Below are 24099 nucleotides of genomic sequence, written 5' to 3'. Positions count from 1 at the left end.
CCCGAAGCGCGGCGCTTCAGTCCCCGGGCGGTGGGCCGAGTCGGCGCCGGGGTGGCCGTAAGGCGCCGGCTTTGCTAGAAGCCCGCAAGACCTCACGGAAACCTTGCACCCATGTCGCCCGCGGCGCCCGCGCCCCTCACCTCCCGCACGTCCCCGAGCCTCGAGGAGGCGCTGGTCGCCACCTTCGCGGCCGCCGGCTTCGCGCGCCTCGATCCGCCCATCCTTCAGCCGGCCGACGTATTCCTCGACCTTTCGGGCGAATCCATCCGCCGCCGCATGTATCTGACGGCGGACGCCGAAGGCCACGAGCTGTGCCTGCGGCCGGACCTTACCATCCCGGTCGCCCGCGCGGTGCTGGCCGAGGGCATGGCGATGCCGGCACGGGTGAGCTATCTCGGCCCCGTCTTCCGCTTCCGTGGCGAAGGCCCCGGCGAGTTCCGGCAGGCCGGCGTGGAATCCTTCGGCCGCACCGACATCGAGGCGGCGGACGCGGAAATCCTGTCCCTCGGCCTCAATGCCTGCGCGCTCTACGGCCTGCCCCAGCCCGACATCCGGCTCGGCGATGTGGGCCTGTTCACGGCGCTGCTCGATGCCCTGCCGCTGGCGCCGGCCATGCGCCGCCGGCTGCTGAAGGATTTCGGCCAGGGACGGGTGAACCTCGATCTCGCCCAACTCAACGACAAGAGCCGCGAGGGCGCCCCCGCCCATGCCGGCGTGCTGGCGGCGCTGGACGGCGCGGACCCGGCGGCGGCTCGCGCGCTCATCACCGATCTTCTCTCCATCGCCGGCATTTCGACGGTGGGCGGACGCAGCGTGTCGGAGATCGCCGAGCGGTTCCTGGAGCAGTCCTCCCTCGACGCAGGCGGCGGGCTTTCGACGGAAACCTCGGAAATCCTCTCGCGCTACCTCGCCATCTCCGGCACGCCGGACGACGCCTCGGCCCGGATGCGGGCGCTGGCGGCGGATGCGGGTATCGACCTCAACGCCGCCCTCGATCTGTTCGACCGCCGCACCGGCTTCTTCACCGCCTATGCGGTGAACCTGTCGTCCGTGCGCTTCTCAACCGCCTTCGGGCGGCCGCTCGATTATTACAGCGGCATGGTGTTCGAGCTGCACGACCCGGCCCGTCCCGGCGCCGGCCCGCTGGTGGCGGGCGGGCGCTATGACCGGCTGCTGTCGCGGCTCGGCGCGGAGGGTGCCATCCCCGGCGTCGGTCTTGCCGCCTGGGTGGAGCGCCTCGCCGGCCTCTCAGGTGCCGCGGAGGACGCCCGATGACCACGCCGCTCATCCTCGCCGTGCCGTCCAAGGGGCGGCTTCAGGAAAATGTCCACGCCTTCTTCTCCCGCGCCGGCATGCCGCTGACGCAGGCCCGCGGCGCCCGCGACTATCGCGGCGCGCTGGGCGGGGTGGAAGGGGTGGAGGTCGCCTATCTCTCCGCCTCGGAAATCGCCGCGGCGCTGGCCTCCGGCACCGCCCATCTGGGCGTGACCGGCGAGGACCTGGTGCGCGAGAACATCCATGAGGCGGACAGCCGCGTGGCGCTGCTGGAAAAGCTCGGCTTCGGCCATGCCAATGTGGTGGTCGCGGTGCCGCAGGCGTGGATCGACGTGCGCACCATGGATGATCTCGACGACGTGGCGAGCCACTTCCATGGCCGCACCGGCCGGCGCATCCGCGTCGCCACCAAATATGTGAACCTGACGCGCGGCTACTTCGCCCGCCACGGCATCATCGACTACCGCATCGTCGAGAGCGCTGGCGCCACCGAGGGCACGCCCGCCGCCGGCACGGCCGAGCTGATCGTGGACATCACCACCACGGGGGCGACGCTGGCCGCCAATGCGCTGAAGGTGGTGGACGACGGCATCATCCTGAAGTCCGAGGCGAACCTCGTCGCCTCCCTCACCGCCAACTGGAGCGGCGGTCCCCTCGCGGCGGCCCGCGCCATGTTCGACCGGCTGGGAGCCGAGAAGCGCGCCCGGACCATGCGGGAGGTGCGCACGCGCTTTGCCGATTGCGATGCCTCGCTGGTGGACGAGGCGGTGGCGGCCTATCGCTGCGTGGCACCCTTCGGCGGCCCGACATCGTCCGGCATGCTGACCCTGCACTGCCCGCCGGACACGCTGCACGCTCTCGCCACCTTCCTGCGCCAGCGCGGCGCCAGCATGGTGACGGTCGGCCCCATCGAATACGTCTTCGCCGCCGACAATCCGCTCTACGAGGCGCTGGACGCGCGGCTGAACGGCTGAACAGCTGACCTTCGTGAATGCCCCCGGCCGGCACAGGACGCCGGCCGGGGGTTTTCGTCAGTTGGTGCCGAGGCCGCGGTCACCCTGCGCCAGGAACAGGCGGTCGGCTTCCGAGAGCGAGCTCCGCTCCTGACCGGCGGAGAGCGCCACGAAGGCCGGATGGCCGGCGCGGGGCGTCGCGTAGCCGAGCGGCTGCGCCTGCGAATGGAGGGTCGCAGCGGCCTGCGCCTCAGCATCGGCGGCGGCGAGGGACGGTTCGTCACCCGCGAAGGCCGCGCCGGAAGCAAGGAGGGCGGCGAGCGCGACGGCGCTAAAAGTCAGATTACGCATGTTGATCTCCTTAAATACCAACCCCACCACGCCCTTTGATGGCTAGGAGCTAGGGTGCGCCGCAAAATTCGATAAGGCTCCCTTAGCGAAACAATCGGTGGGGATTTCTGGACAATCGACGAGAATTCTTTGATCTCAACGGCTCGCGTCCTATTCTGAGGCCGAGGTGACGGTGCGAAGCGGCCCGTTCAAGGGAGCGTGATCGGCATGTCTTTCGAGCCTTCCGCAACGTCCCTGAGGCGTCGCCTGCTGCACGGATCACTGGCTGGGCTGGCCATCGGGACCGTCGGCGGCCTCATCGGTCTCGGTGGCGCGGAAATACGGCTGCCGGTCCTGATCGCGCTGGGGTTCGAGGCGCTGCCCGCCATCATCATCAATCGGGTTCTCAGCCTCGTGGTGGTGGCCTTCGCCCTGCCGTCCCGCGCCGCGACCATTCCCTTCGCCGAGGTGGCCGAGCACTGGCGGGTGATCGCGACCCTGCTGGCCGGCAGTCTCGCGGGGGCCTGGACTGGAGCGACCTACGCCACGCGGTTCGCCTCGCGCACCCTGTTCCGCACCATTGCGGCCATGCTCGTCTTCACCGCCGTCCTGCTGGTGCTGGGGGACGATCCCGATCTCAAGCACATGGCCATCGACGGCACCGTGCGGCTGGTGGTCGGGGTGCTGGCCGGCTTCATCATCGGGCTCGCGGTGGCGCTCATGGGGGTTTCGGGCGGGGAATTGCTGGTGCCAACGCTGGTGCTGCTGTTCGCCCTGCCGGTGAAGCTCGCGGGCAGCGTCGCGCTCGCTGTGAGCCTGCCCACCCTCATTGTCGGCTTCGCCCGTTTCGGCCGCGACAACACCCTCGGCGTCGTGCGGGAGAACCTCACGTTCCTGGGCGTGATGACGGCCGCCTCCATGCTGGGCGCGTTTCTCGGCGGGCAGTTGCTTGGCGTCGTGCCGGCCTCCATGCTGCTGCCGCTGCTCGGGGCCATCCTTGTAATGTCGGCCTGGAAGATCTGGCGGCACGGCTCGGCCTCGGGCGCATAGCGGCGCGCTTCCCTCCCGGCGCGCCGGGCCTTACTCTCAGCCCAAGATCACATCGCACAAGGCGACGCGCCCAATGCGGCGGCGCGCGGGGAGTTCATGTTCATGCGTGATGCCGAACCCAAGGCCATCCACCTTTCCGACTACCGCGCCCCGGACTGGCTGGTGGACAAGGTGGACCTTGATTTCTCCCTGCACCCCTCGCAGACCCGCGTCACGTCGAAGCTGTCCCTGCGCCGCAACCCGGCGGGCGCCCCCGGCGCGCCGGTGGTGCTCAATGGCGACGGGCTGACGCTCGTCCGCCTCGCCATCGACGGCAAGCCGGTGGCCGGCCCGAGCTTTGAGGCGACACCGGACCGCCTCACCCTCGCCCATCCCCCGGCCGACGCCTTCGTGCTGGAGGTGGAGACGCTGGTGGACCCCACCGCCAACACCCAGTTGATGGGGCTCTACCGCACCTCCAGCAACTATTGCACCCAGTGCGAGCCCGAGGGCTTCCGCCGCATCACCTATTATCCCGATCGGCCGGACGTGCTCTCTGTCTTCACCACCCGTGTCGAGGCGGACGAGGCCGAGGCGCCCGTGCTGCTCGGTAACGGCAATCTGGTGGAAAGCGGGAAGGTGGACGGCACCAGCCGCCATTATGCCGTGTGGCATGATCCGTGGCCGAAGCCGTCCTATTTGTTCGCCCTCGTGGGCGGGCGCCTCGCCAAGATTTCGGACAGCTTCCTCACGCGCTCGGGGCGCGAGGTGGAGCTGGGCATCTATGTGGAGCACGGCAAGGAGGCCCGCGCCGGCTACGCCATGGACGCGCTGAAGCGCTCCATGCGCTGGGACGAGGAGGCCTTCGGCCGCGAGTACGACCTCGACGTGTTCAACATCGTCGCCGTGTCGGACTTCAACATGGGGGCCATGGAGAACAAGGGCCTCAACGTCTTCAACGACAAGTATGTCCTCGCCACCCCGGAGACCGCAACCGACGCGGATTATTCGGGGATCGAGGGCGTCATCGCCCACGAATACTTCCACAACTGGACCGGCAACCGCATCACCTGCCGCGACTGGTTCCAGCTGTGCCTGAAGGAAGGCCTCACCGTCTTCCGCGACCAGGAATTCTCCTCCGACGAGCGCTCCCGCCCGGTGAAGCGCATCGCCGACGTGCGGGCGCTCAAGGCCGCCCAGTTCACCGAGGACCAGGGCCCGCTCGCGCACCCCGTGCGGCCGGAAACCTATCGCGAGATCAACAACTTCTACACGGCGACCGTCTACGAGAAGGGCGCCGAGGTGGTCCGCATGCTGAAGACCCTGCTCGGCGAGGCCGGGTTCCGGGCGGGCATGGACCTCTATTTCGAGCGCCATGACGGCGAGGCCGCGACCATCGAGGATTTCGTCGCCTCGTTCGCCGATGCCACCGGCCGCGACCTCTCGCAGTTCGCGCTGTGGTATGCGCAGTCGGGCACGCCGGTGCTCACCGTGAGCGGCGCGTGGGATGCCGAGGCCGGCACCTATCGCCTCGACGTGGCGCAGGAGGTGCCCCCCACACCGGGCCAGCCCACCAAGAAGCCCATGCTCATTCCCCTCGCCCTCGGCCTCGTCGGCCCGGACGGGCGCGACCAGCCGCTGGCGCTCGGCAACGTGCCGGTGGAGAACGGCGTGGTGGAGGTGAGCGAGGCGCGCCAGAGCTTCCTCTTCACCGGCCTCGACGCGCGGCCCGTGCCCTCGCTCAACCGCGGCTTCTCGGCCCCGGTGAACCTCGTGAGCGACCTCACCGAGGCCGACCGCGTGTTCCTCGCCGCCCATGATGCTGACCCGTTCAATCGCTTCGACGCCATCCAGCGCATCGCGCTGGAAATGCTCAAGACCGGCGCGCGCACGGGCAGCCTGCCGGCGACGGAGGCGCTGGTGACGGCCGCCCGCGCCATCCTTGCCGACACCACGCTCGATGCCGCCTTCAAGGCGCAGGCGCTGGCCCTGCCCGGCGAGGGCGAGGTGGCCCGGGAGTTGGCGAAGGACGTGGACCCGGACGCGGTGTTTACCGCCCGCAAGGCGCTGCGCATCGCGGTGGGCACGGCACTGGAAGGCGCGTTCGCCACCACCTATGCGGCGATGGCCGCCACCGGCCCCTTCTCGCCGGATGCGGCCTCTGCCGGGCGTCGCGCGCTGCGCAACCTCTCGCTGGATTTCCTCGCTGTCACGGGCGCGGCGGAGGGCATCGCCCGCGCCAAGGCGCAGTTCGAGGCGGCGGACAACATGACCGACCGCATCACCGCCCTTGCGGTGCTGACCCAGCACGAGGTGCCGGAGCGCGAAGCGGCGCTTCAGGCCTTCTACGATCGTTTCGAGCGGGATGCGCTGGTCATCGACAAGTGGTTCACGCTGCAGGCGCAGATCGCAGCTCCCGGCACCCTTGAGCGCATCAAGGACCTGATGCTGCATCCGGCCTTCTCGTTGGGCAATCCCAACCGGGTGCGCTCGCTGGTGGGCGCCTTCGCGGCCACCAACCCCACCCAGTTCAACCGGGCGGACGGCGCCGGGCACGACTTCGTCACCGACGTGGTGCTGACACTCGACAGCAAGAACCCCCAGGTGGCGGCCCGCCTCCTCGCCTCGTTCAAGACCTTCCGCCAGCTGGAGCCGATGCGCCGCGCCAGCGCGGAGCGGGCCCTGCGCAAGGTGGCCGAGACGCCCGGCCTCTCGCCTGATGTGGCCGACATCGCCACCCGCGCGCTGGGGTGAAAGCGGGGCTTCGGGCCCGCAAACCTTCGGCATGGTCATCGCCCGGCATGTCCGGGCGATCCACGGTTGGGCGGCTTGGGGTTTCCGGGCAACGCGCGGGCGGAACGGTGGATCCCCCGGACAAGCCGGGGGATGATGGTCATTTTTGGCGCCGCCGCCCCTACTCCGCCGCCATCTCCAGCACGCGCTCGAAGATGGCGCGGACCTTCTGCTCGGTCTCGAACAGATCGGCTTCCAGCGTGGCGAAGTCCGGCATCTCGCCGGCGCGGGCGAGGAGTGCGCGCAGCGCCGGGCTCGCGTCCTGCGGCACCACGTGGGCGTCCACCGACAGGCGCAGCACCTGCGTCAGGTTCTGGTAGAGGCGGCAGGCACGCAGCAGCACGTGCGCGTCTTCCGGCTCAAGCAAGGCCAGCCGCTCGGCGGTGGCGAGCACCCGGGCGGTGGCCGTGTCCACGATCTCGGGATGATCGTGCGCATGGGCCAGCACGAGATATTGGGCGAGGAACTCCACATCCACCTGCCCGCCGGCCGCGTGCTTCAGGTTCCAGCGGTCATCCGCGCCCTTCTCGGCGGCGATGGCGCCGCGCATGTCGAGGATGTCGCCCGCCAGCCGGCGCTGGTCGCGCGCCTGGCCCATGATGCCGCCGATGACGTCGCGCACGATGGCGCCGAACTCCGGCGTGGCGGCGATCACGCGGGCGCGGGTCAGCGCCATGTGCTCCCACGTCCAGGCATCCGCCTGCTGGTAGGTGGCGAATGAGGAGAGCCGCGTCGCCAGCGGACCCGAGCGGCCGGAGGGGCGCAACCGCAGGTCCACGTCATAGAGCTTGCCGGCATTGGTCAGCGAGGTCAGCGCCGTGACGAGGCGCTGGGTGAAGCGGGCGAAATACTGCGCGCCGGTGAGCGGGCGCGGACCGTCCGAGGTGGGATCGGCCTCGGGATCGAAATCATAGAGCACGATGAGGTCGAGGTCAGAGCCCGCCGTCATCTCGCGGCCGCCGAGCTTGCCCATGGCGAGCACGGCCGTCTCGGCGCCGGCAATGCGGCCGTGGGCCTCGCAGAAGCGCTCCCACACGCGCCGGTGCAGGGCGCGGATGATGACCTCGGCGAGCGTCGCATAGGCCTCGCCCGCCCGCGCCGCCGGCAGCGTGCCGGAGGCGATGCGCACGCCGATGAGCACATGCTGTTCTTGCCGGAAGCGGCGGGCGCGGTCGAACTGCTCCTCGTCCGTCTCGGCCGTGTCGAGCAGCAGTTCGAGGTGCTCGGACAGGCTCGCCTCGTCGGGCAGCACATCGAAGAAGGCGGGATCGAGCAGTGCGTCGGTGAGGGAGGGGCGGCGGGCCAGGGTCTCGGCGAGGCGCGGGGCGGCGGTGAGGATGGTGGCGAGCAGCCGCACGAGGTCCGGGTGGCGGTCCAGCGCGGTGAGGAGGAGCGGTCCCGGCAGCTCGGTGAGGAAACGGTCGGCCGCGATCAGCGCGCCGTCCGGGTCGCCGCCGCGCGAGAGCGCCTCCAGCATCAGCGGCACGATGCGGGCGAGATGGGCGCGGGCGGGTTCGGTCTTCAGCGCGCGCGGCCCTCCGGCAAGCCAGCGCCGGACGATGCCGCTCGCCGCCGCCGGGTCCTTGAAACCGAGGCGCGAAAGGGCGGCGAGCGTCGGTCGGTCGTTCTCGTCCGGCGGAAAGAGCAGGTCGGCGTCGAGCACGGCCGGCGGCGGCGCATCCTCGAACAGATGGGCATAGTGGCCCTGAACCGTCGTCAGGCGCTGGACGAGGGCGGCAGCGAAGGCGTCCCGGTCGGGATAGCCCATGAAGCGGGCAAAGCCTTCCATGGCCTCGCGGCTTTCCGGCAGCGAATGGGTCTGCGCATCCGCCACCATCTGGATGCGGTGCTCCACCCGGCGCAGGAAGAGATAGGCCTCGGCGAGATCGTCACGGACCTTCGGCTCGATCCAGCGATGGGCGGTGAGCGCATCGAGCGCATCGAGAGTACGGCTGGTGCGCAGCAAGGGATCGCGCCCGCCGGCGATGAGCTGCTGGGTCTGGACGAAGAACTCGATCTCGCGGATGCCGCCGCGACCGAGTTTCACATTGTGCCCCTCCACCGCCACCACGTCATGGCCGCGGAAGGCGTGGATCTCGCGCTTCATGGCGTGGACGTCGGCGATGGCCTGGAAGTCCAGCACGCGGCGCCAGACGAAGGGTGAGAGATCGGCGAGGAACTGCCGCCCCACCTCCGCATCGCCCGCCACGGGGCGCGCCTTGATGTAGGCGGCGCGCTCCCAGGTGGCGCCTTCGCGCTCGTAATAGTCGAGGGCCGAGACGGTGGAGAGGGCGACCTGCGTCGAGCCGGGATCGGGGCGCAGGCGCAGGTCCACGCGCAGCACATAGCCGTCGGCGGAGCGCTCCTGCAGCAGCCGCACCAGCCCCTGTGTGATCTTCACGAAGAAGGGCGAGGCGGACACGCTGTCGGCGAGCTGCGCCTTCTCGCGGTCGTAGACCACCACGAGGTCGATATCGCTGGAATAGTTGAGTTCCCGCGCGCCGTGCTTGCCCATGGCAATCGCCGCGAGGCCGGAGCCGGCCTGCGGATCGGCGGGATCGGGCACCATGAGCCGCCCGGCCTTCACCGCCTCGCCGAGAAGGAAGGACAGCGCCTTGCGCACCGCCGCGTCGGCCACGTCGGTCAGCGCCGCCGTCACCTCCACGAGGCCGAACACGCCACCCATATCGGCGATGGCGATCAGCAGGGCCGCCTCGCTGCGCATCCGCCGCAGCGCGCGCATCACATCGGCTTCCGAGCCATCCACAGCCGCGCATTCGGCGACGAGCGCATCGAGGTGGGCGTGTGGCGAGCGTCCGAGCACGCGCAACAGCCGCTCCGGCTCGGCGCGGACCACTTCGGTGAGGAAGGGCGAACTTTCGGCGATCCCGAGACAGACCTGTTCGGCACAGGGCGACTCGGCGAACAGCGCATCAAGGGCGGCGCGCGTCTCCGGCGCCAGCCGTTCGATGGCGTGGGAAAGCTTAATCTTTGCCGCCTTCGCATCCGCCACGACGGGCGCTTCCCGCATCTGCAGGGCGAGGGGCGGCCGGTCCGCCGAATCCGGTTCCGTGGGCCAACGCATGGTCAGGTCTAAAGGCACCAGCGACTTGCCGCGCGCAAGCCTTCTTTCATCGAAGTGCCGCAGCGGGAGGCACGGCACGCATCATAGTGAGTGGGGAATGAAGAGGTCATTACGGAGGTTAACGCCCGCGCCGACGGCTTGGTTCACGTCCCGCTGTCATTTCGTCGGCAAACGGAAGGTCGCAACGAGCCCCGGCTTGTTGTCGGAAAAGGCCAGCGTACCCCCGTGCAGCCGCGCCACCGCCCCCACCAGCGACAGGCCGAGGCCGGAGCCGGGACGGGTGCGGCTCGCCTCCAGCCGCACGAATCGCTCCACCACCCGCTCCCGGTCGGCGGCCGGGATGCCCGGACCGGTGTCGGCCACCGCCAGCACCGCCTCTGCCCCGTCGCGCGTCAGCGTCACGGTGATGCGCCCCCGCCCCCCGTCGGCCGGGCGGCCGTATTTGATGGCATTGTCGATGAGGTTGGAGAGCGCCTGCGCCAGCAGTTCCTTCACCCCGTGGACGGTAGCAGGCACGGCGCTGACGGTGAGGTCGAGCCCCTGCTCGTCCGCCAGCGGCTCGTAAAGCTCGGACACCGCCTCGGCGATCTCGGCGAGATCCACGTCGCCCATGGTCGCCCGCCCCTGCCCCGCCTCGGCGCGGGCGATCATCAGGAGGGCGTCGAAGGTGCGGATGAGGCCGGCGCTCTCCTCGATGGTGGCCTCCAGAGCCGCCCGCCAGGCCTCCTCAGTGTGGGCGGTGCGCAGCGCCTCCTCGGCACGGTTGCGCAGGCGGGTGAGCGGGGTCTTCAGATCGTGGGCGATGTTGTCGGAGACTTCCTTCAGTCCCACCATCAGCCCCTCGATGCGATCGAGCATGGCGTTGAGGGAGTGGGCGAGGCGGTCGAACTCATCCTCGGTGCCGGCCAGCGCCAGCCGGCCGGAGAGGTTGCCGGCCATGATGGTCTCGGCCGTCGCGGTCATGGAATCGATGCGCTTCAGCACCCGCCGCGTCACGAACACGCCCCCGGCGAGGCCCAGCACCACGATCAGCACTACGGCCCATTGAGCCGGCCGCGCCACGAGATCGCGCAGGGTGTCGCGCTCCTCGATGTCGCGGCCGACGAGCAGGCGATAGCCGCCGGGCAGGAACATGGTCTGCACGAAGGCCACATGGCTCTTGGCCACGGGATCGTCCGGCCGGTTGTAGGTGGTGAAGCGGGTGCCCTCCTTGTCGAGGAGGCCGATGGGCAGGTCCGTCACGTTGGCGGCCAGCACCTCGCCCTGGAAATTGGAGAGCACGTAGATGGACGAGCCCGGCCGCCGCGTCCGCCGGTCGATGACATAGACGAGCCGCTGGATGCCGCCGATGCGGTACTGGTCGGAGAGCCCGACGACCTCGCGGTCGAGGTCGTCCGCCACCTGCCCCTGGATCAGGGCGCGGGTGTGCCACGCGGTGTAGACGATGACGGAGACCGCAAACAGCGCGAAGACGACGAGATAGGCGGCGAGCAGCTTGAACGCCGTGGTGCGCACCAGGCGCGCCGCGTGGGCGATGGGGCTGGCAATCGCGCCGTGCCCCCTCCCCCCGCTGCCGAGCGGACCTGCACCCGCCGGGGCGCCCTCCCCCTTCACGCCACCAGCCCCGCCCGCACCATGTAGCCGGCGCCGCGGACGGTGTGGATCAGCGGCACGTCGAAGCCCTTGTCGATCTTGGACCGGAGGCGGGAGACGTGGACGTCGATGACGTTGGTCTGGGGGTCGAAATGATAGTCCCAGACGTTTTCGAGCAGCATGGTGCGCGTCACAACCTGCCCGGCGTGCCGCATCAGATATTCCAGCAGCCGGAACTCGCGGGGCTGGAGCGGGATCTCCTTGCCGGATCGGGTGACGCGATGGGCAAGGCGGTCGAGTTCGAGGTCCGCCACCTTGTAGACCGTTTCCGCGCCCTGGCTGACGCCGCGCCGCGACAGCGCCTCCACCCGCGCCAGAAGCTCGGTGAAGGCGTAGGGCTTGGGCAGATAGTCGTCGCCCCCGGCGCGCAGGCCCTGCACCCGGTCGTCCACCTGCCCGAGCGCCGAGAGGATCAGCACCGGCGTCGTGTGCCCGCGCCCGCGCAGCTCGGTGACGAGGGAGAGCCCGTCGCGGGCGGGGAGCATCCGGTCCACCACCATCACGTCGTATTTGCCGTCGAGCGCGAGGGCGAGCCCCTCCTCGCCGTCTGCGGCATGGTCCACCACGTGACCGGCCTCGCGGAAGGCCTTGCGCAGATATTCGGCGGCGTCGCGGTCGTCCTCGACCAGGAGAAGGCGCATGGCGGAGAGCGGACCCGGATCGAGATTCGTTGTCATCACTCTAGCTCACCTTTCAGGCAGGTCCATGCGAGGGGTGCGCACCGAAAAAAGTGGCGCGGGAAGCCCTCTGGAGCTTCCCGCGCCTGCGGAGCCGAAGCGGCATCAGGGGCGATGGCGATATCCACCTCGGTCCGGAGGCCCGTCGCCGGGGGATTGCCCCCGGCGTGTCATGCGGTCGGGCCTTGTCTCAGGCCGGCTGAGCGGGCTCAGCCGATCTTGGCTCAGCCTTTGGCCTTGCCTTCCAGCGAGATGGCGACGAAGCGCACGCCCTCGCCGCTCTTCACCTGGATGAGCACCGCCTTGCGGTTCTCGGCCTTGGCGGCCGCGAGGCCGTCGCGCACGTCCTTAGGGGTGGCGACGGTCTTGTCGCCGACCTTCAGGATCACGTCGCCGGTCTTCAGGCCGCGCTGGGCGGCCGGGCCGTTGGGCTCGACGCCGGTGACCACCACGCCCTCGCCGCCGGCACCCTGCACGCTCTTGGAGGGAGCGAGCTGAAGGCCGAGGCGCGGCATGTCCTTGTTGCCGGCGCTGTCGTCCTCACCCTGCGGGGTGTTGGTGCGGGAGGCCACCTGCTCGTTGGGCAGCTGATCGAGCACCACCTTGATGTCCATGGGCTTGGTGTCGCGGATCACCGAGAGCTGGACCTCGGCGCCGGGCTTCATCATGCCCACCTTGCGGGACAGCTCGCGGGCTTCCTTGATCGGCTCGCCGTTCACCTTGACCACCACGTCACCGGCCTTGAGGCCAGCCTTGGCGCCGGCGGTGTTGGGCTGCACCTGGGCGACGAGGGCGCCTTCGGCGCTCTTGATGCCGAGGCCGGACGCGAGATCCTCCGTCACCGGCTGGATCTGGACGCCGATGTAGCCGCGGGCCACCGAGCCCTTGTCACGCAGCTGGGTCACCACGGTCTTCACCGTCTCGGAGGGGATGGCGAAGGCGATGCCCACGTTGCCGCCCGAGGGGGAGACGATGGCGGTGTTCATGCCGATCACCTCGCCGTTCAGCGAGAAGGTCGGGCCGCCCGAGTTGCCCCGGTTGATGGGGGCGTCGATCTGGATGAAGTCGTCATAGGGGCCGGAGCCGATGTCGCGGCCGCGGGCCGAGACGATACCGGCGGTCACGGTGCCGCCGAGGCCGAACGGGTTGCCGACCGCGATCACCCAGTCGCCGACGCGCGGGGCGCCATCGGCGAGCTTCACCCACGGCATGTTGGTGACGTTGTCGATCTTGAGCAGGGCCACGTCGGTGCGCGGATCGGTGCCGATGACCTTGGCGACGTATTCCTTGCCGTCGGTGGTGGTCACGTCCACCTCGTCGGCGCCATCCACCACGTGGTTGTTGGTGACGACATAACCGTCAGCCGAGATGATGAAGCCGGAGCCCTGGCCCACCACGGGGCGCTCACCCTTGGGGCCCATGCCGCCGCGCGGACCCATACCGGGACCACCCGGGCCGCCGGGACCCATGCCGGGGCCGCCCTGGCCGAAGCCGAAGCGCTTCAGGAATTCCTCGATCTGGGGCGGGACGTTGCCGCCGAGGCCCTCGCCGCCCATGGCCATCTGCTGGTCGCCGATGTCCTTCTTCACCTTCACCGAGACGACGGCGGGCGAGACCTTCTCGACGATGTCGGCGAAGGAGAAGGTGTTGGCCGGCTGGCTGGTGGTGATCTGCGCGAGGGCAGGCGTATTGGCAGGCGGGATGAACTGGCCGGCAACGACGCCGGCGAGGGCGAGACCGAAAACGCTCGCGAGCATGGCACGGCGGTTGCGCTTCGTCACGGAAGGGGTGGAGGGGGAGCGGGTCATGCGTCGCGTCTCTCTGTTGCCTGCCATGCCGGGCAGGTTCGAGACGCAACCTATGCGTTGGATCGTTACGGCAATCTGGCGGCCGGATTAAGCTTCCGTAATGTCGCTCGCGATGCCGTGAACCACGCTCCGGCGCGGGATCAGCCGACCCCGCGCGACACCAGATGCAGGCCGAGCACCATAATGCCCACCGCCGCGACCCAGCTTCCCGCCGCCCGGAGCGCGATGGGCCGCCAGCCGCCGACGCCAGCGAGGAAGGCGATGGCGCAGCCGAGCGCGAGGGTGACGAAGGCGTAGCCGATGACCGTCACGCCCGACAGGAACAGGAACTGGTCCGTGGTGGCGACCATGGCGGCGCCATTCTGGTAGCCGTCCAGCAGGCCGAGCCCCACCGCCAGCACCAGCAGGGCCGCGAGCGGCAGCCTCAGCTGCGCGGCGACGGCAAGACCGGTGAGCGCCACCAGCGTCACGCCCGCCACCGGCGCGAAGGGCGGCGGCGGCAGCACCAGCGACAGCACCCCTCCGACGGCCAGCGCCAGCGGGAAGACCAGAACCACCCAGCGCGCCGTGCGCGGTCCCTGGAAGGCGGCGAGCACCGCCAGCGTGAGCCAGGGCAGCACCTGCTCGAAATCCGTCAGCGGATGCAGCGCGCCGGAATAGAAATCGCCGAGCCGCGTGTCCACGAGATGGGCGTGGGCAAGGCCGGGGGTGAGCGCGAAGACGAGAGCAAGCGCGCCGACGGAGCCGGCGCGACGAACCAGGGCAACCGCGCCGGCAAGGCCGGCGCGACGGGCAAGACGTGTCATTCGATGATCCCGATGGCACCGAGCAGGAAGTAGACGCCGAGGCAGCCGATGGCGGCGCCGCAGGCGCGCACCGCCTTGGCCCCCGCCTCCCAGCGCACCGCGACGCCGATGAGAATGCCGAGCAGGTGCAGCATGCCGGTGGCCACCACGAAGCCCACCGCGAACGCCACCGCATCGGCCGCATCCGGGAGCTCCTTGCCGTGGGCATAGCCGTGGAAGATGGCGAACACGCCGACGATGGTCGCCGCCACCCACAGCGGCGGGCGGATGTTCAGGGCCACCATGGCGCCGAGCGCGATGCCGGACAGCGCGATCATAAGCTCGACGAAGGGCAGGTCGATGCCCATGACGCCGAGCAGGCCGCCCACCGCCATCACCAGCGGGAAGGTGATGGGCAGCACCCAGATGGCCGGATTGCCGAGCTGCGCGCCCCACAGGCCCACCGCCACCATGGCGATGATGTGGTCCGCGCCGGAGAGCGGATGGAGAAAACCGCTCTCAAGGCCGATCTGCGTGCCCGTGCCCGTATGGGCGAGGGCCGGCGACAGGGGGATCATGGCGAGAAGGCCGGCGAGGACGAGCGCCGGGTTCGGGCTGTGGGACTTCATGACGAATGTCCTTCCAAGGTGTGCGCCCCAGGCAGGGTCAGATGCGGGTGAGGAACCAGAACGACGCGACGGAGCCGATGACATAGGCCGGGATGGCCGCGCCCCAGCGGGGCAGCAGCGCCTGTGCCTGCCGGTGGGCCCACATGAGGGCGAGCACCGCCATAACGAACATCAGCTGGCCGATCTCGACGCCCACGTTGAAGAACAGCAGGGCGATGGGCAGCGTCGCCTGCGGGATGCCGAGCGCCGTCAGCGCCGTGGCGAAGCCGAGGCCGTGCAGGAGGCCGAAAGCGAAGGCGACGATCCAGGGATAGCGCGCGGTCAGCCCCGGCTCGCCCCGTTGCAGCTTCACGATCTCCACGCCCACGAAAACGATGGAGAGGGCGATGGCGGCGTTCAGCGGCCGCTCCGGCACGCCGACCCAGCCGAAGGTGGCGGCGGCGAGCGAGATGGAATGGCCGACGGTGAAGGCGGTGATGGTCTTCACCAGCCGCCAGCCGCCCTTCACGATCCAGATCAGGCCCAGCACGAACAGGAGGTGGTCAATGCCGCGCAGGATGTGGTCGATGCCGAGATTGACGTAGGTGTCGGCGAGATCAGCCCACACCGCGAGATTGGTCCCCGGCTCACTCGCCACCATCATGGTCGGCTTGGCGGCGCTCACCGTGTAGACGACGGCCGGCCCCTCGCGCGGGACAACCCGGATGGTGGCCACCGACTGCTTGCTGCCGAGGCCCATGAAGCTGAGGCGGCCGGTGAGCCCGCGCTCGCCGCAGACCAGCTCGGGCGGGTTCCACTGGCAGTGGGCGGGGAAAATGGGTTGCAGGGTCACGTCCGCCGGCGGCATGGTCCACTGGCCGATGAAGCGGCCCGGCGCGATCTCGCGCAGGGTGATGACCGCCATGGTCGCCTCATGCGCCTGTGCGGCCAGCGACGGCAGGAGAAGCGCGCAGAACAGCGCCAGGACCGCGAGCAGGCCGGACCGGAAGGCGCGGGGTGCTCGCGCCGTTATGGCTCCGGCGATCATGGCTCACCACGCCGGATGACGTAGGCGTTGCCCAGGTCCTTGGTCGCGGCGATGCCGAGGATGCGGCGGCGCTCGTCTTTCCAAGCAAGCGCGACCTGGGCGGACACCTCGTCGAGGTCGGTCGGATGGCCGGGCGCATAGGCATCGAGCCGCACCACGTTCCAGCCGTCCTTCGACGGGACCACCCGCCACTCGCCCTGCGGCAGCGCCACCAGCGTCTCCACGAACGGCGTGCCGAACGACGGCTCCAGCGACTTGCGCGGCCTCTCGCCGAAGATGAGGGCGCGGTTCTGGGTCTCTTCGGTTTCCTCGCCGGCGACGATCTGCTCCAGCGTCGCGCGGGCGTCCGCCTCGGCGTTCGGGCCGGTGAAGGGCACGGAGATGAAGCTGATGGTCTCAGGCACGTCATACTGCGCCCGGCGCTTCTCGTACCAGGCTTCGAGCTCGGCGTGGGTCGGCTCCTTGACCTCCACGCCGTTGAAGATGAGCAGGCGCATCTTGTGGACGATGCGGTCGCGGATCATCTCGTCGCCCTTGTCGAGGCCCTGCGCCAGTGCCTCGCGGAAGGTGATCTCGTTCAGGACCCACACGTCGACCAGCTTGCGATACTCGTCCGCCCCCGGCTCGCGGCCCTCGTGGGTGGACTTGAAGGCATCGACGATGCTCTGGCGCACCTCGGGGGTGACCTCGATGAGCTTTTCCTTCGGGATCGCCGGCGTCACCGCCGCATGGGCCGCGAAGATCATGGTGCCGAGCACCATGAACTGAAGCAGCGGCTCGCCGATCAGCCGCCGGATGAGGCTCTTGTTCCTGGTGCCGGCCGGGGCATCCGCGCCCGTATTCAAACCCGATGACGTCAAGACTCGTCCCCCGCCCACAGGGACGCGAAAAAGCGCATCCCCGCCACGTCGTGCTTCCACGCCTGCTGACGGCGCATCCCCTAGCGGCGGACCGGTGTCGGCTTGATGACAGCGTTGCGGCGGACGCAGGGTCCGAAAGGTCTCGCAAGGTTTCCCGGCTCACCTTCCCCGGCGTCACAGAACCTTCAGCACGCGGTCACAGAACGCGGCTAGGAGGCCCCTACGGGCGGACTGGCGTCCGTGGGAAATTAGGGGTTGGAGCATGAAGGGCGGGGTGCTGACACAGCAGCTCATCGCGGGGGCGTCGGTCCTCGTTGTTGCCGGCGGAGCGGCTTTTGCGCCGACGCAGGCGTTCGCCGACAGCTACATGGCCGGCGACTTCCACAATCACACGCCGTGCTCGGACGGCCGCTCGTCGGTCGAGACCATGGTGAAGAAGGCGGTCCAGAGCTACGGCCTGGAATGGCTCGGCGCGGCCGATCACGGCGGCTCCAGCCCGCGCGACTGCCGCGTGGACGATCCGGAAGGTGACGGCTCCACCACCGGCAAGGGCCGCTTCTTCGATCAGGTCCAGGGCCTGGTCATCAAGGGCGACACCGCCACCTCGCAGGGCCACCGCTCCATGTGGCGCTGGCAGAGCGCGGAAGAGATCATCTTCCCCGAGCTCGTCCGCCTCGCCAAGGAAACCGGCGTGCCGATGCTCTATGCCGGCATCGAGACCAACGTGCCCGGCCACGAGCACACCTCCATGGCGGTGATCGGCAATCAGAAGCCGCAGAACGCCATCGAGAAGAAGGGCCTGTTCGGCAACAAGAACAAGGACAAGGACACCGGCAACGCGAGCGCCGTGGCCGAGTTCGAATACCGCTTCGACCGCTCCGATTCGGACTTCAGCAAGGGCGCGCCGACCCACAACTGGGAAGGCAAGGTGGCCAACGCCTCCGGCTCCGGCTCGGGCCAGAAGAACCACGACGCCAAGGCGGTTCCCTCCGTCCAGTGGCTGCAGAAGTACTACCCGCTCGACAGCTACTACGTGCCCGCGCACGTGGAGCGCGCCGGCGTGTTCAATCCGGACAAGAACAACGGCTTCAACATCGAGCACTTCCGCGACTTCAACAATGCCGGCCCGACCGTCGCGGTGGGCTTCGAGAGCCAGCCCGGCCACCAGGCGTCGAACAACCGCGGCGAATACCGCGCCGGCTTCTGCGGCAATGGCTGCGATTCGGTGGGCGTGACCACCTTCGGCGGCACCGGCATCTATGCCGCCAAGATCGGCGGCGTGTGGGACGCCATGCTGGGTGAAGGCCGCAACTGGTTCTTCTTCGCCAGCTCCGACTGGCACAACCGCGGCGCCTTCTCCATCTACGAGAAGGGCACCACCAACGACTTCTATCCGGGCGAGTTCCAGAAGCTCTACATCCCGCGTCCCAAGCGGAATGTGGCCCTGCGCCCGCAGGTGGTGGTCGACGGCGTGCGCTCCGGCAACGTCTACTCGGTGCAGGGCGACCTGATCACCGGCGAGCTGACCTACAACGCCAAGGCCGGCTTCGGCGCCAAGGCGGGCATGGGTGACACGCTGGTGGTGAAGCGCGGCAAGTCGGTGACGCTGACCCTCGAGGTCAATGTCCCTACGAACCCGAACTACTCGCCCTACACCTTCAACAACCCGTCGCTGGCCCAGATCGGCATCCAGGAGCCCCTCAACAAGCCGACGCTCCGCCAGGTGCAGTTCATCAAGGGTGACGTGACCGGCGTCGTCGCGCCCGGCAGCGCCAACTACACCGCCGGCACCAATGCCTCGGCGGCGATCATCGCCACCTTCGGCCCGACTACCTGGAAGGCGCGCGGCACCAAGCGCACCATGACCGTCACCATCCCGAACGTGCAGAACAACATGTACGTCCGCGTGCGTGGCTCCAACCTGCCGGCCTCCGTGCCGGCCGAAACGGACGCCCAGGGCAACCCGCTCAACGACTGGGATCCGGAAAACGCCGCGCAGGGCCCGTTCGTGCCCTGTAACGACGCCGCCTGCCCGTCCCACCTCGTGGTGCGCGACGGCCAGAAGATCTCCAGCTACGACGTGGCCGCGTGGTCGGACCTGTGGTTCTACACGAACCCCGTCTTCATCCGCGTCTCCGACCAGCCGGAACTCCTCGTCGAGACCAACGAGAAGCTCGCGGTCTCCCTCGCCAAGTGACGTTCGCCAAAGTGATGGTGAACTGACAGAAGACAAGCGCCGGCCACGGCCGGCGCGAGACCTTCGGATGCCGGGGGCCTTCGGGCCTCCGGCTTCTTTCGCTTTCAGGAACGGTTTCTGTCATGTCCCAGGTTCAGGCTTCGGAACCCGAATCCGCCGCGCCGCAACGCCTGACGCTCGGCCAAAACGCCCGCACGGGCATCGCCATCGCGCTGGTCGCGACCCTCTCGGGCTTTGCCGGCCTCGGCTACGAGATCGTCTGGACCCGCATGCTCGCGGTCAGCCTCGGCCATGAACTGGTGGCGGTGCTGGGGGTCATCTCGGCTTTGTTCGGCGGCCTCGCGCTGGGCAGCCTGCTGCTCGGCCGCGCCATCGCCGGGAGCCGCCGGCCGGCCGCCTGGTACGCCGGCCTCGAACTGGTGATCGGCGCGTGGGCGCTGGTTCTCATCGGCGCGACGCCGCTGTTCGGCGACCTCGTGCCCGCGCTGGTACCGGTGGATGCCTCGGCGCTGCGGCAATGGTCCGTCGCCTTCGCTCTGCCCTTCGTGCTGCTGCTGCCGGCGACACTGGCCATGGGCGCCACCCTGCCGGCGCTGGAGGCCGTGCTGGCGCCGCGTCTCGCCTCAGGCGCGGCGGTGGGGCACGTCTATGCGGCCAACACGTTCGGCGCGGTGGCGGGAACGCTGGCCACCGCCTTCCTCATCATCCCCGCGCTCGGCCTCTCCGCCACGCTGGTGCTGTGCGCCGTGCTGAATGCGGTCTGCGCCGCGGCTATGCTGGCCGTGGCCCGCGATTCGGCCTCAGCGCCGGCGGCACGCCCGATTCGCGCGCCCGAAACCGGCTCGGCCTTGCTCCCGGTCCTCGCGCCCCTGTTCCTCACCGGCCTCCTCGGCATCGGCTATGAGGTGCTGACGGTGCGGGTGCTGAGCCAGATTCTGGAAAACACCATCTACACCTTTGCCGTGCTCCTGGCCTGCTACCTCGCGGGCACCGCGCTGGGCGCCGCCCTCTATGCCAGGTGGCGGTCCATTCGCGGGCCGGGTGCGGACGGCTCAGTGGCCCTCCTCGTCACCCTCACCGCCCTCGCCTGCCTCGCCGGCGCGGGGCTGCTCGGGGCGTCGGGGCAGATTCTCTCGGCCCTCAAGGCCGCGTTGCCGGTGACGGTGGCCGGGCGTCTCTCCGCCGAACTTGCCATGGCCTCGGTGGCCTTCCTGCCGCCGACGATCGCCATGGGCGCCCTGTTCACGGCGCTTGCCCAGCGCGCATCCGACCGCCTCGGCGGCGTCGGGCCGGGGCTTGCGGCCAATACCCTCGGTGCGGCGCTCGCGCCCATGCTGTTCGGCCCTGTCCTGCTGCCTCTGATGGGCGCCAAATATGCCTTCGCGCTCCTCGCCGCCGCCTATGTGCTGGCGCTGCCGCTCCGGAGCCGCGCCGCGCTGGCCGGTGGCGGGCTGACGCTCGCGGCGACACTGGCGCTGGTGCTGGCGCCCGTCTCCCTGCGCTTCGTGCAGGTGCCGGAAGGCGGCGCGCTGGAATGGCACCGCGACGGCGTGATGGCGGCGGTGAGCGTGGTGCGCAATGCCGCCGGAGACCGCCATCTTCAGGTGAATAACCATTTCCGCATGGGCGGCAGCGCCTCTATGCGCTCGGACCACCGGCAGGCGCACATCCCCCTGCTGCTGCATCCCAACCCGCGCAGCGCGCTGTTCCTCGGCCTCGGCACCGGCGCGACGCTCTCCGCCGCCGGCGACCATCCGGGCCTCAGGATAGAGGGCGTGGAGCTGGTGCCCGAGGTGGTGGAGAGCTTCCCCTATTTCGAGCGCACGCCGCCGCGCCTCGCCGGCAATCCGGACATCCGCATCCATGTGGCCGACGCACGACGTTTCGTGCGCGCCGGCACCGCGCCCTATGACGTGATCGTCGCCGACCTCTACCACCCCTCCGTGGACGGCTCCGGCGCCCTCTATGCCCGCGAGCATTTCGCCGCCATCCGCGACCGCCTCGCGCCGGACGGGCTGTTCTGCCAATGGCTGCCGCTGCACCAGCTGGACATGGAGACGCTGAAGGTGATCGTGCGCACCTTCCTCGACGTGTTCCCGGACACGACGGCGTGGCTTGCGCAGTTCAGCGTGGAGACGCCCCTCGTCGCCCTGATCGGCCGCCGCGCGCCCGCGACTTACCCGTCCGACTGGGTGGAGCGCCGGGTGCGCGACCGCGCGCTGGCGACGGGGCTGAAGGCGGTGGACATGGACGGCAGCTTCGCGCTCTTCGGCCTGCACCTTGCCGGCCCGGCGGACCTCGCCCGCTTCGCCGGCAATGCCCCCCTGAACACCGATGACCGGCCGGTGGTGACGGCCTCCGCGCCGGGCACCGCCTATGCCGCAAGCGAGCGGCCCGCCGACCGTCTGGTGGCGCTCCTCGCGGCGCTTCACCCGGCGCCGCCGACGCTGCTGGCGGGTGCCGATCCCGCCACCCAGGCGCGCCTTTCCAACTACTGGAAGGCGCGGGACGGCTATATCGGCATGGGCGCCCGGGCGCTGGCGGCGAAGGGACCGCGCGACGTCATCGGCACGCTGGCGCCGCAGCTCATCGAGCTGGTGCGCATCAGCCCGGATTTCGATGCCGCCTACGCCCCCGTGCTGGCCATGGCGCGCCAGCTCGCCGTCACTGATCCTTCGGGCGCCCGGCGGCTCCTAGAAGCATTGGATAGGGCGAACCCGAGCCGCCCCGACGCGCGGCGGCTCTTGGCTCAGCTACCGCCGGCGTAGCGGGCGGGATCTCGCCGGGCTTCGCCACGGTGAAGGCGATGGAGCCGCCATCCGCATGGTGATGGCGGCGCAGATAGCCGTTCCACTCCACCAGATACTTGCCGGGCGGCAGGGGCTTGGCCATGCGGAACGCGGTCTGGCGCACCTCCTCGGAGGGGCGGGCCCAGTCGGTGGGCCATTCGGCCTTGTCGTCGAGACTCACCACGCGCACGTCATCGAGCCGAAACTCGTCGGTGAAGTCGATGGTGACTTCCGGCTGGGTCTCGGTGAGCACCTCGTTGGCGTTGGGCACCGACTGGTCGAACGCGCACTGTGCCCGCGCCCCCGTCGCCGCGAGGCACGTGAGGACCAGCACCGCGATTGCTGCATGAAGGCGCATGGGCCTCTCCCTGAAAAGGCTTGCGTTCACGAGAAGTGGATGGCGTAGCCGAAATTATCGAGCCGGTCGGGAATGGCATTGAAGGCCACCGAGATGCGCCGCCCGCCCTTGTTCACCGGCACCTCGTGCAGCAGATAGCTCGGGAACATCACGAGGTCGCCCGCACCCGTCTGCGGCATGGCGAACTTGCCGCCGTTGAACGCGTTGATGCGCGCGCCGGGATTGGTGTTGCCGAAGATGAAGCCGCTGCCGCCGATGGCCTTGTGGAAGACGATGTTGGCGGAGGGGTGCGCCTCCGTCAGGTAAACGACGCCGGAAATGAAGCTGTTGGCGTGGGTGTGGATGGCCTGATGGCCGCCCGGCTCCAGCACGTTCACCCAGATTTCCTTGATCTGCCAGCTCAGCGCCTCGCCGAACAGCACCTCGCCGAACTCCGCCACCTTGGGCAGCACCAGCGCGCCGAGCCGCGACAGCAGCGTGTCGGACTGGTCGCCCGCCACCGGGGTGTGGGAGAGGAGGTCCGAATAGGCGTTGGTGAGGGAGGTGCGGTCCGCCACCTCGGCCGCGAGCGCCTCCACGTCGGCGGGGCCGATGAGGCCCTCGACGCGCATCACGGGGGTGGGGAAAAGTCCGATGAGCTGGGTCACGACAGGCCGGCCGATGTGCGCGAGACGGGAAGACGGCGCACTTTCCCCATGGGCCATGACCCGACGATGACGCCCCCACGATGACGTCCTGACGATGAACGTCGGCGTCAAGCTCAGTGGCTGGAATCGAGATCCGCCGGCGACGGCCTGGTGCGGCGCGGTACCACCACCTGCCCGGCCACGGGCTTCGCCCCGCCCACCTGCGCGGCGGCGAACGGACCCTCGGACCCGCGCGGCGGCTGGGGACTGCCCTTGCCGGGGACCGGCAGGGCGAGCGTCACGGTGTCGGCGCCCGTGTGCAGCACCGCGTCGCGCGGGCCGACGCTGCGCAGGGTCCAGCCGCCATGGGCATCGCCCACCTTCAGGCGCACGATCTGCCCGCTCGCCTGATCCGTGAAGATGCCGATGCTGCCCGCCGTGCTCACCACAGTGCCCATCAGCGCCAGTTGCGGCCGTGGCGAGACGGCAGCGGGGGGAGCGGAGGGGAGCGGCGGCGGCGCAAGGGCGACAGGCTGCTCGGGCGGACGGCGGGATGGCGTGAACAGCGGGCGATCGCGGGTCGCCGAGAGGCTTTCGATGGGAACGGTCCACAGGGGATTTCCCCGCTCGCGATCGGCCGGAGCCGTCGCCGCGCGGGTGGAGGGCTGGCCGGGGACAACGAAGTCCACCTGCGGCACGGGGGCTTCCACCTCGGCCGAGGCCGCCGCGATGCCGGCGATCAGGCCCGCCACGACGAGGGGGAGCCGGCAGAAGCGGCACGCGGGCAAAGGGCGCGCGGGAGTCTGAGCTGGGGCGATCATCGCGCCCCCCGCCAGCGGCCATGGACGGTCAGCATCACCTGGATGCGCCCCTCCTGCCCCCGTGCTTCCGCGCCATCCCCCTGCATCCGTCCCTCGGTCCCTTCGGTGTCCAGCTGCCCCAATACGGCACCCTGCCCCTGCGCCTGGACCACGAGCGGGTCGATGAACAGGAAGGGCTGGCCGCTCTCGATATCATATAGCAGGTTCTGCAAATCCTCCTGCCCGATATCGACGGTCGCGGCCACCGCCACGAAGCCCGGGCCGAGCGGCGAGGCGCCCAGCTCCACGCTGGAGGAGACGAGATGCCCGCCGGCCGCATCGGCCGCGGCGGCGACGCGCTCGGCCAGCGCGGCGCCAGCCACCGTCACGCTCGCGCCTTCGAGGAAGGGGGAGCCGCGCTCCTC

The 24099-nt window shown here is 69.8% G+C and carries 19 protein-coding genes; 6 read left to right on the top strand and 13 right to left on the bottom strand.

Annotation, left to right across the window (positions count from 1 at the left end):
- The first annotated feature begins 111 nt into the window (after positions 1–111).
- Positions 112–1275: an ATP phosphoribosyltransferase regulatory subunit gene (locus tag ACE3QW_RS19875; RefSeq protein WP_024278389.1), complete on the top strand. Its 1164-nt coding sequence runs from the start codon at positions 112–114 to the stop codon at positions 1273–1275.
- The gene (gene hisG / locus ACE3QW_RS19870) at positions 1272–2249 is read left to right on the top strand and encodes an ATP phosphoribosyltransferase (RefSeq protein WP_029559003.1); all 978 of its coding nucleotides are present in this window, start codon (positions 1272–1274) and stop codon (positions 2247–2249) included. The genes ACE3QW_RS19875 and hisG overlap by 4 nt, the downstream gene beginning before the upstream one ends.
- A 57-nt stretch (positions 2250–2306) precedes the next feature.
- Here hisG and ACE3QW_RS19865 read toward each other — a convergent pair whose 3' ends face one another.
- The gene (locus ACE3QW_RS19865) at positions 2307–2579 is read right to left on the bottom strand and encodes a hypothetical protein (protein ID WP_374253492.1); all 273 of its coding nucleotides are present in this window, start codon (positions 2577–2579) and stop codon (positions 2307–2309) included.
- Positions 2580–2786: 207 nt separating this feature from the next.
- Here ACE3QW_RS19865 and ACE3QW_RS19860 point away from each other — a divergent pair, with 207 nt between their 5' ends.
- Entirely contained in the window at positions 2787–3608 is an 822-nt protein-coding gene (locus ACE3QW_RS19860) for a sulfite exporter TauE/SafE family protein (RefSeq protein WP_374253490.1), read from the top strand.
- A gap of 102 nt (positions 3609–3710) precedes the next feature.
- A complete protein-coding gene (gene pepN, locus ACE3QW_RS19855; protein WP_374253488.1) occupies positions 3711–6341 on the top strand; it encodes an aminopeptidase N in 2631 nt (876 codons plus the stop codon).
- 160 nt (positions 6342–6501) lie between these two features.
- Here pepN and ACE3QW_RS19850 read toward each other — a convergent pair whose 3' ends face one another.
- The 8 genes from ACE3QW_RS19850 to ACE3QW_RS19815 form a co-directional block, all read right to left on the bottom strand.
- A complete protein-coding gene (locus ACE3QW_RS19850) occupies positions 6502–9465 on the bottom strand; it encodes a bifunctional [glutamine synthetase] adenylyltransferase/[glutamine synthetase]-adenylyl-L-tyrosine phosphorylase (RefSeq protein ID WP_374253487.1) in 2964 nt (987 codons plus the stop codon).
- Between the two features lie 156 nt (positions 9466–9621).
- On the bottom strand, positions 9622–11001 hold the full coding sequence (locus ACE3QW_RS19845) for an ATP-binding protein (RefSeq protein WP_374253543.1): 1380 nt from the start codon (positions 10999–11001) through the stop codon (positions 9622–9624).
- Positions 11002–11075: 74 nt separating this feature from the next.
- Entirely contained in the window at positions 11076–11795 is a 720-nt protein-coding gene (locus ACE3QW_RS19840; protein ID WP_024278381.1) for a response regulator transcription factor, read from the bottom strand.
- 224 nt (positions 11796–12019) lie between these two features.
- Positions 12020–13603, bottom strand: a complete 1584-nt coding sequence (locus tag ACE3QW_RS19835) for a Do family serine endopeptidase (RefSeq protein WP_029559009.1) — start codon at positions 13601–13603, stop codon at positions 12020–12022.
- 140 nt (positions 13604–13743) lie between these two features.
- Entirely contained in the window at positions 13744–14409 is a 666-nt protein-coding gene (locus ACE3QW_RS19830) for a HupE/UreJ family protein (protein WP_374253484.1), read from the bottom strand.
- Complete coding sequence (locus tag ACE3QW_RS19825; RefSeq protein ID WP_024278378.1) at positions 14406–15017, bottom strand: HupE/UreJ family protein; 612 nt, start codon at positions 15015–15017, stop codon at positions 14406–14408. The genes ACE3QW_RS19830 and ACE3QW_RS19825 overlap by 4 nt, the downstream gene beginning before the upstream one ends.
- A gap of 37 nt (positions 15018–15054) precedes the next feature.
- Positions 15055–16044 (bottom strand): HupE/UreJ family protein, encoded by a 990-nt coding sequence (locus tag ACE3QW_RS19820; protein ID WP_374253482.1) that lies wholly within the window; start codon positions 16042–16044, stop codon positions 15055–15057.
- Positions 16041–16904, bottom strand: a complete 864-nt coding sequence (locus tag ACE3QW_RS19815; protein WP_156026417.1) for a peptidyl-prolyl cis-trans isomerase — start codon at positions 16902–16904, stop codon at positions 16041–16043. The genes ACE3QW_RS19820 and ACE3QW_RS19815 overlap by 4 nt, the downstream gene beginning before the upstream one ends.
- 262 nt (positions 16905–17166) lie before the next feature.
- Between ACE3QW_RS19815 and ACE3QW_RS19810 the strand changes: the two genes are divergently transcribed.
- Complete coding sequence (locus ACE3QW_RS19810) at positions 17167–19101, top strand: hypothetical protein (protein WP_374253480.1); 1935 nt, start codon at positions 17167–17169, stop codon at positions 19099–19101.
- Positions 19102–19223: 122 nt separating this feature from the next.
- The gene (locus tag ACE3QW_RS19805; protein ID WP_374253478.1) at positions 19224–21869 is read left to right on the top strand and encodes a fused MFS/spermidine synthase; all 2646 of its coding nucleotides are present in this window, start codon (positions 19224–19226) and stop codon (positions 21867–21869) included.
- On the opposite strand, the gene ACE3QW_RS19800 is transcribed toward ACE3QW_RS19805, so the two are convergent.
- The 4 genes from ACE3QW_RS19800 to gspM all read right to left on the bottom strand — a co-directional run.
- Entirely contained in the window at positions 21766–22248 is a 483-nt protein-coding gene (locus ACE3QW_RS19800; RefSeq protein WP_374253476.1) for a copper resistance protein CopC, read from the bottom strand. The genes ACE3QW_RS19805 and ACE3QW_RS19800 overlap by 104 nt on opposite strands.
- Positions 22249–22274: 26 nt before the next feature.
- Positions 22275–22895, bottom strand: a complete 621-nt coding sequence (locus ACE3QW_RS19795; protein WP_029559015.1) for a TIGR02466 family protein — start codon at positions 22893–22895, stop codon at positions 22275–22277.
- Between the two features lie 113 nt (positions 22896–23008).
- On the bottom strand, positions 23009–23626 hold the full coding sequence (locus tag ACE3QW_RS19790; RefSeq protein WP_374253474.1) for a hypothetical protein: 618 nt from the start codon (positions 23624–23626) through the stop codon (positions 23009–23011).
- 65 nt (positions 23627–23691) lie between these two features.
- The coding region (gspM, locus tag ACE3QW_RS19785; protein WP_374253472.1) for a type II secretion system protein GspM at positions 23692–24099 on the bottom strand (408 nt) is incomplete at its 5' end.

This window comes from Xanthobacter sp. (genome assembly GCF_041911315.1).
Lineage (GTDB): Bacteria > Pseudomonadota > Alphaproteobacteria > Rhizobiales > Xanthobacteraceae > Xanthobacter > Xanthobacter aminoxidans.
The sequence above is the reverse complement of the archived record's forward strand: the minus strand, read 5'-3'. Positions and strand labels throughout refer to the sequence as shown.

What these genes read in the sequence shown, in the direction of transcription:
- ACE3QW_RS19875 (WP_024278389.1), top strand. Translation starts at nt 112, where the DNA reads ATGTCGCCCGCGGCGCCCGCGCCCCTCACCTCCCGCACGTCCCCGAGC.
- hisG (WP_029559003.1), top strand. Translation starts at nt 1,272, where the DNA reads ATGACCACGCCGCTCATCCTCGCCGTGCCGTCCAAGGGGCGGCTTCAG.
- ACE3QW_RS19865 (WP_374253492.1), bottom strand. Translation starts at nt 2,579, where the DNA reads ATGCGTAATCTGACTTTTAGCGCCGTCGCGCTCGCCGCCCTCCTTGCT.
- ACE3QW_RS19860 (WP_374253490.1), top strand. Translation starts at nt 2,787, where the DNA reads ATGTCTTTCGAGCCTTCCGCAACGTCCCTGAGGCGTCGCCTGCTGCAC.
- pepN (WP_374253488.1), top strand. Translation starts at nt 3,711, where the DNA reads ATGCGTGATGCCGAACCCAAGGCCATCCACCTTTCCGACTACCGCGCC.
- ACE3QW_RS19850 (WP_374253487.1), bottom strand. Translation starts at nt 9,465, where the DNA reads ATGCGTTGGCCCACGGAACCGGATTCGGCGGACCGGCCGCCCCTCGCC.
- ACE3QW_RS19840 (WP_024278381.1), bottom strand. Translation starts at nt 11,795, where the DNA reads ATGACAACGAATCTCGATCCGGGTCCGCTCTCCGCCATGCGCCTTCTC.
- ACE3QW_RS19835 (WP_029559009.1), bottom strand. Translation starts at nt 13,603, where the DNA reads ATGACCCGCTCCCCCTCCACCCCTTCCGTGACGAAGCGCAACCGCCGT.
- ACE3QW_RS19830 (WP_374253484.1), bottom strand. Translation starts at nt 14,409, where the DNA reads ATGACACGTCTTGCCCGTCGCGCCGGCCTTGCCGGCGCGGTTGCCCTG.
- ACE3QW_RS19825 (WP_024278378.1), bottom strand. Translation starts at nt 15,017, where the DNA reads ATGAAGTCCCACAGCCCGAACCCGGCGCTCGTCCTCGCCGGCCTTCTC.
- ACE3QW_RS19820 (WP_374253482.1), bottom strand. Translation starts at nt 16,044, where the DNA reads ATGATCGCCGGAGCCATAACGGCGCGAGCACCCCGCGCCTTCCGGTCC.
- ACE3QW_RS19810 (WP_374253480.1), top strand. Translation starts at nt 17,167, where the DNA reads ATGAAGGGCGGGGTGCTGACACAGCAGCTCATCGCGGGGGCGTCGGTC.
- ACE3QW_RS19805 (WP_374253478.1), top strand. Translation starts at nt 19,224, where the DNA reads ATGTCCCAGGTTCAGGCTTCGGAACCCGAATCCGCCGCGCCGCAACGC.
- ACE3QW_RS19800 (WP_374253476.1), bottom strand. Translation starts at nt 22,248, where the DNA reads ATGCGCCTTCATGCAGCAATCGCGGTGCTGGTCCTCACGTGCCTCGCG.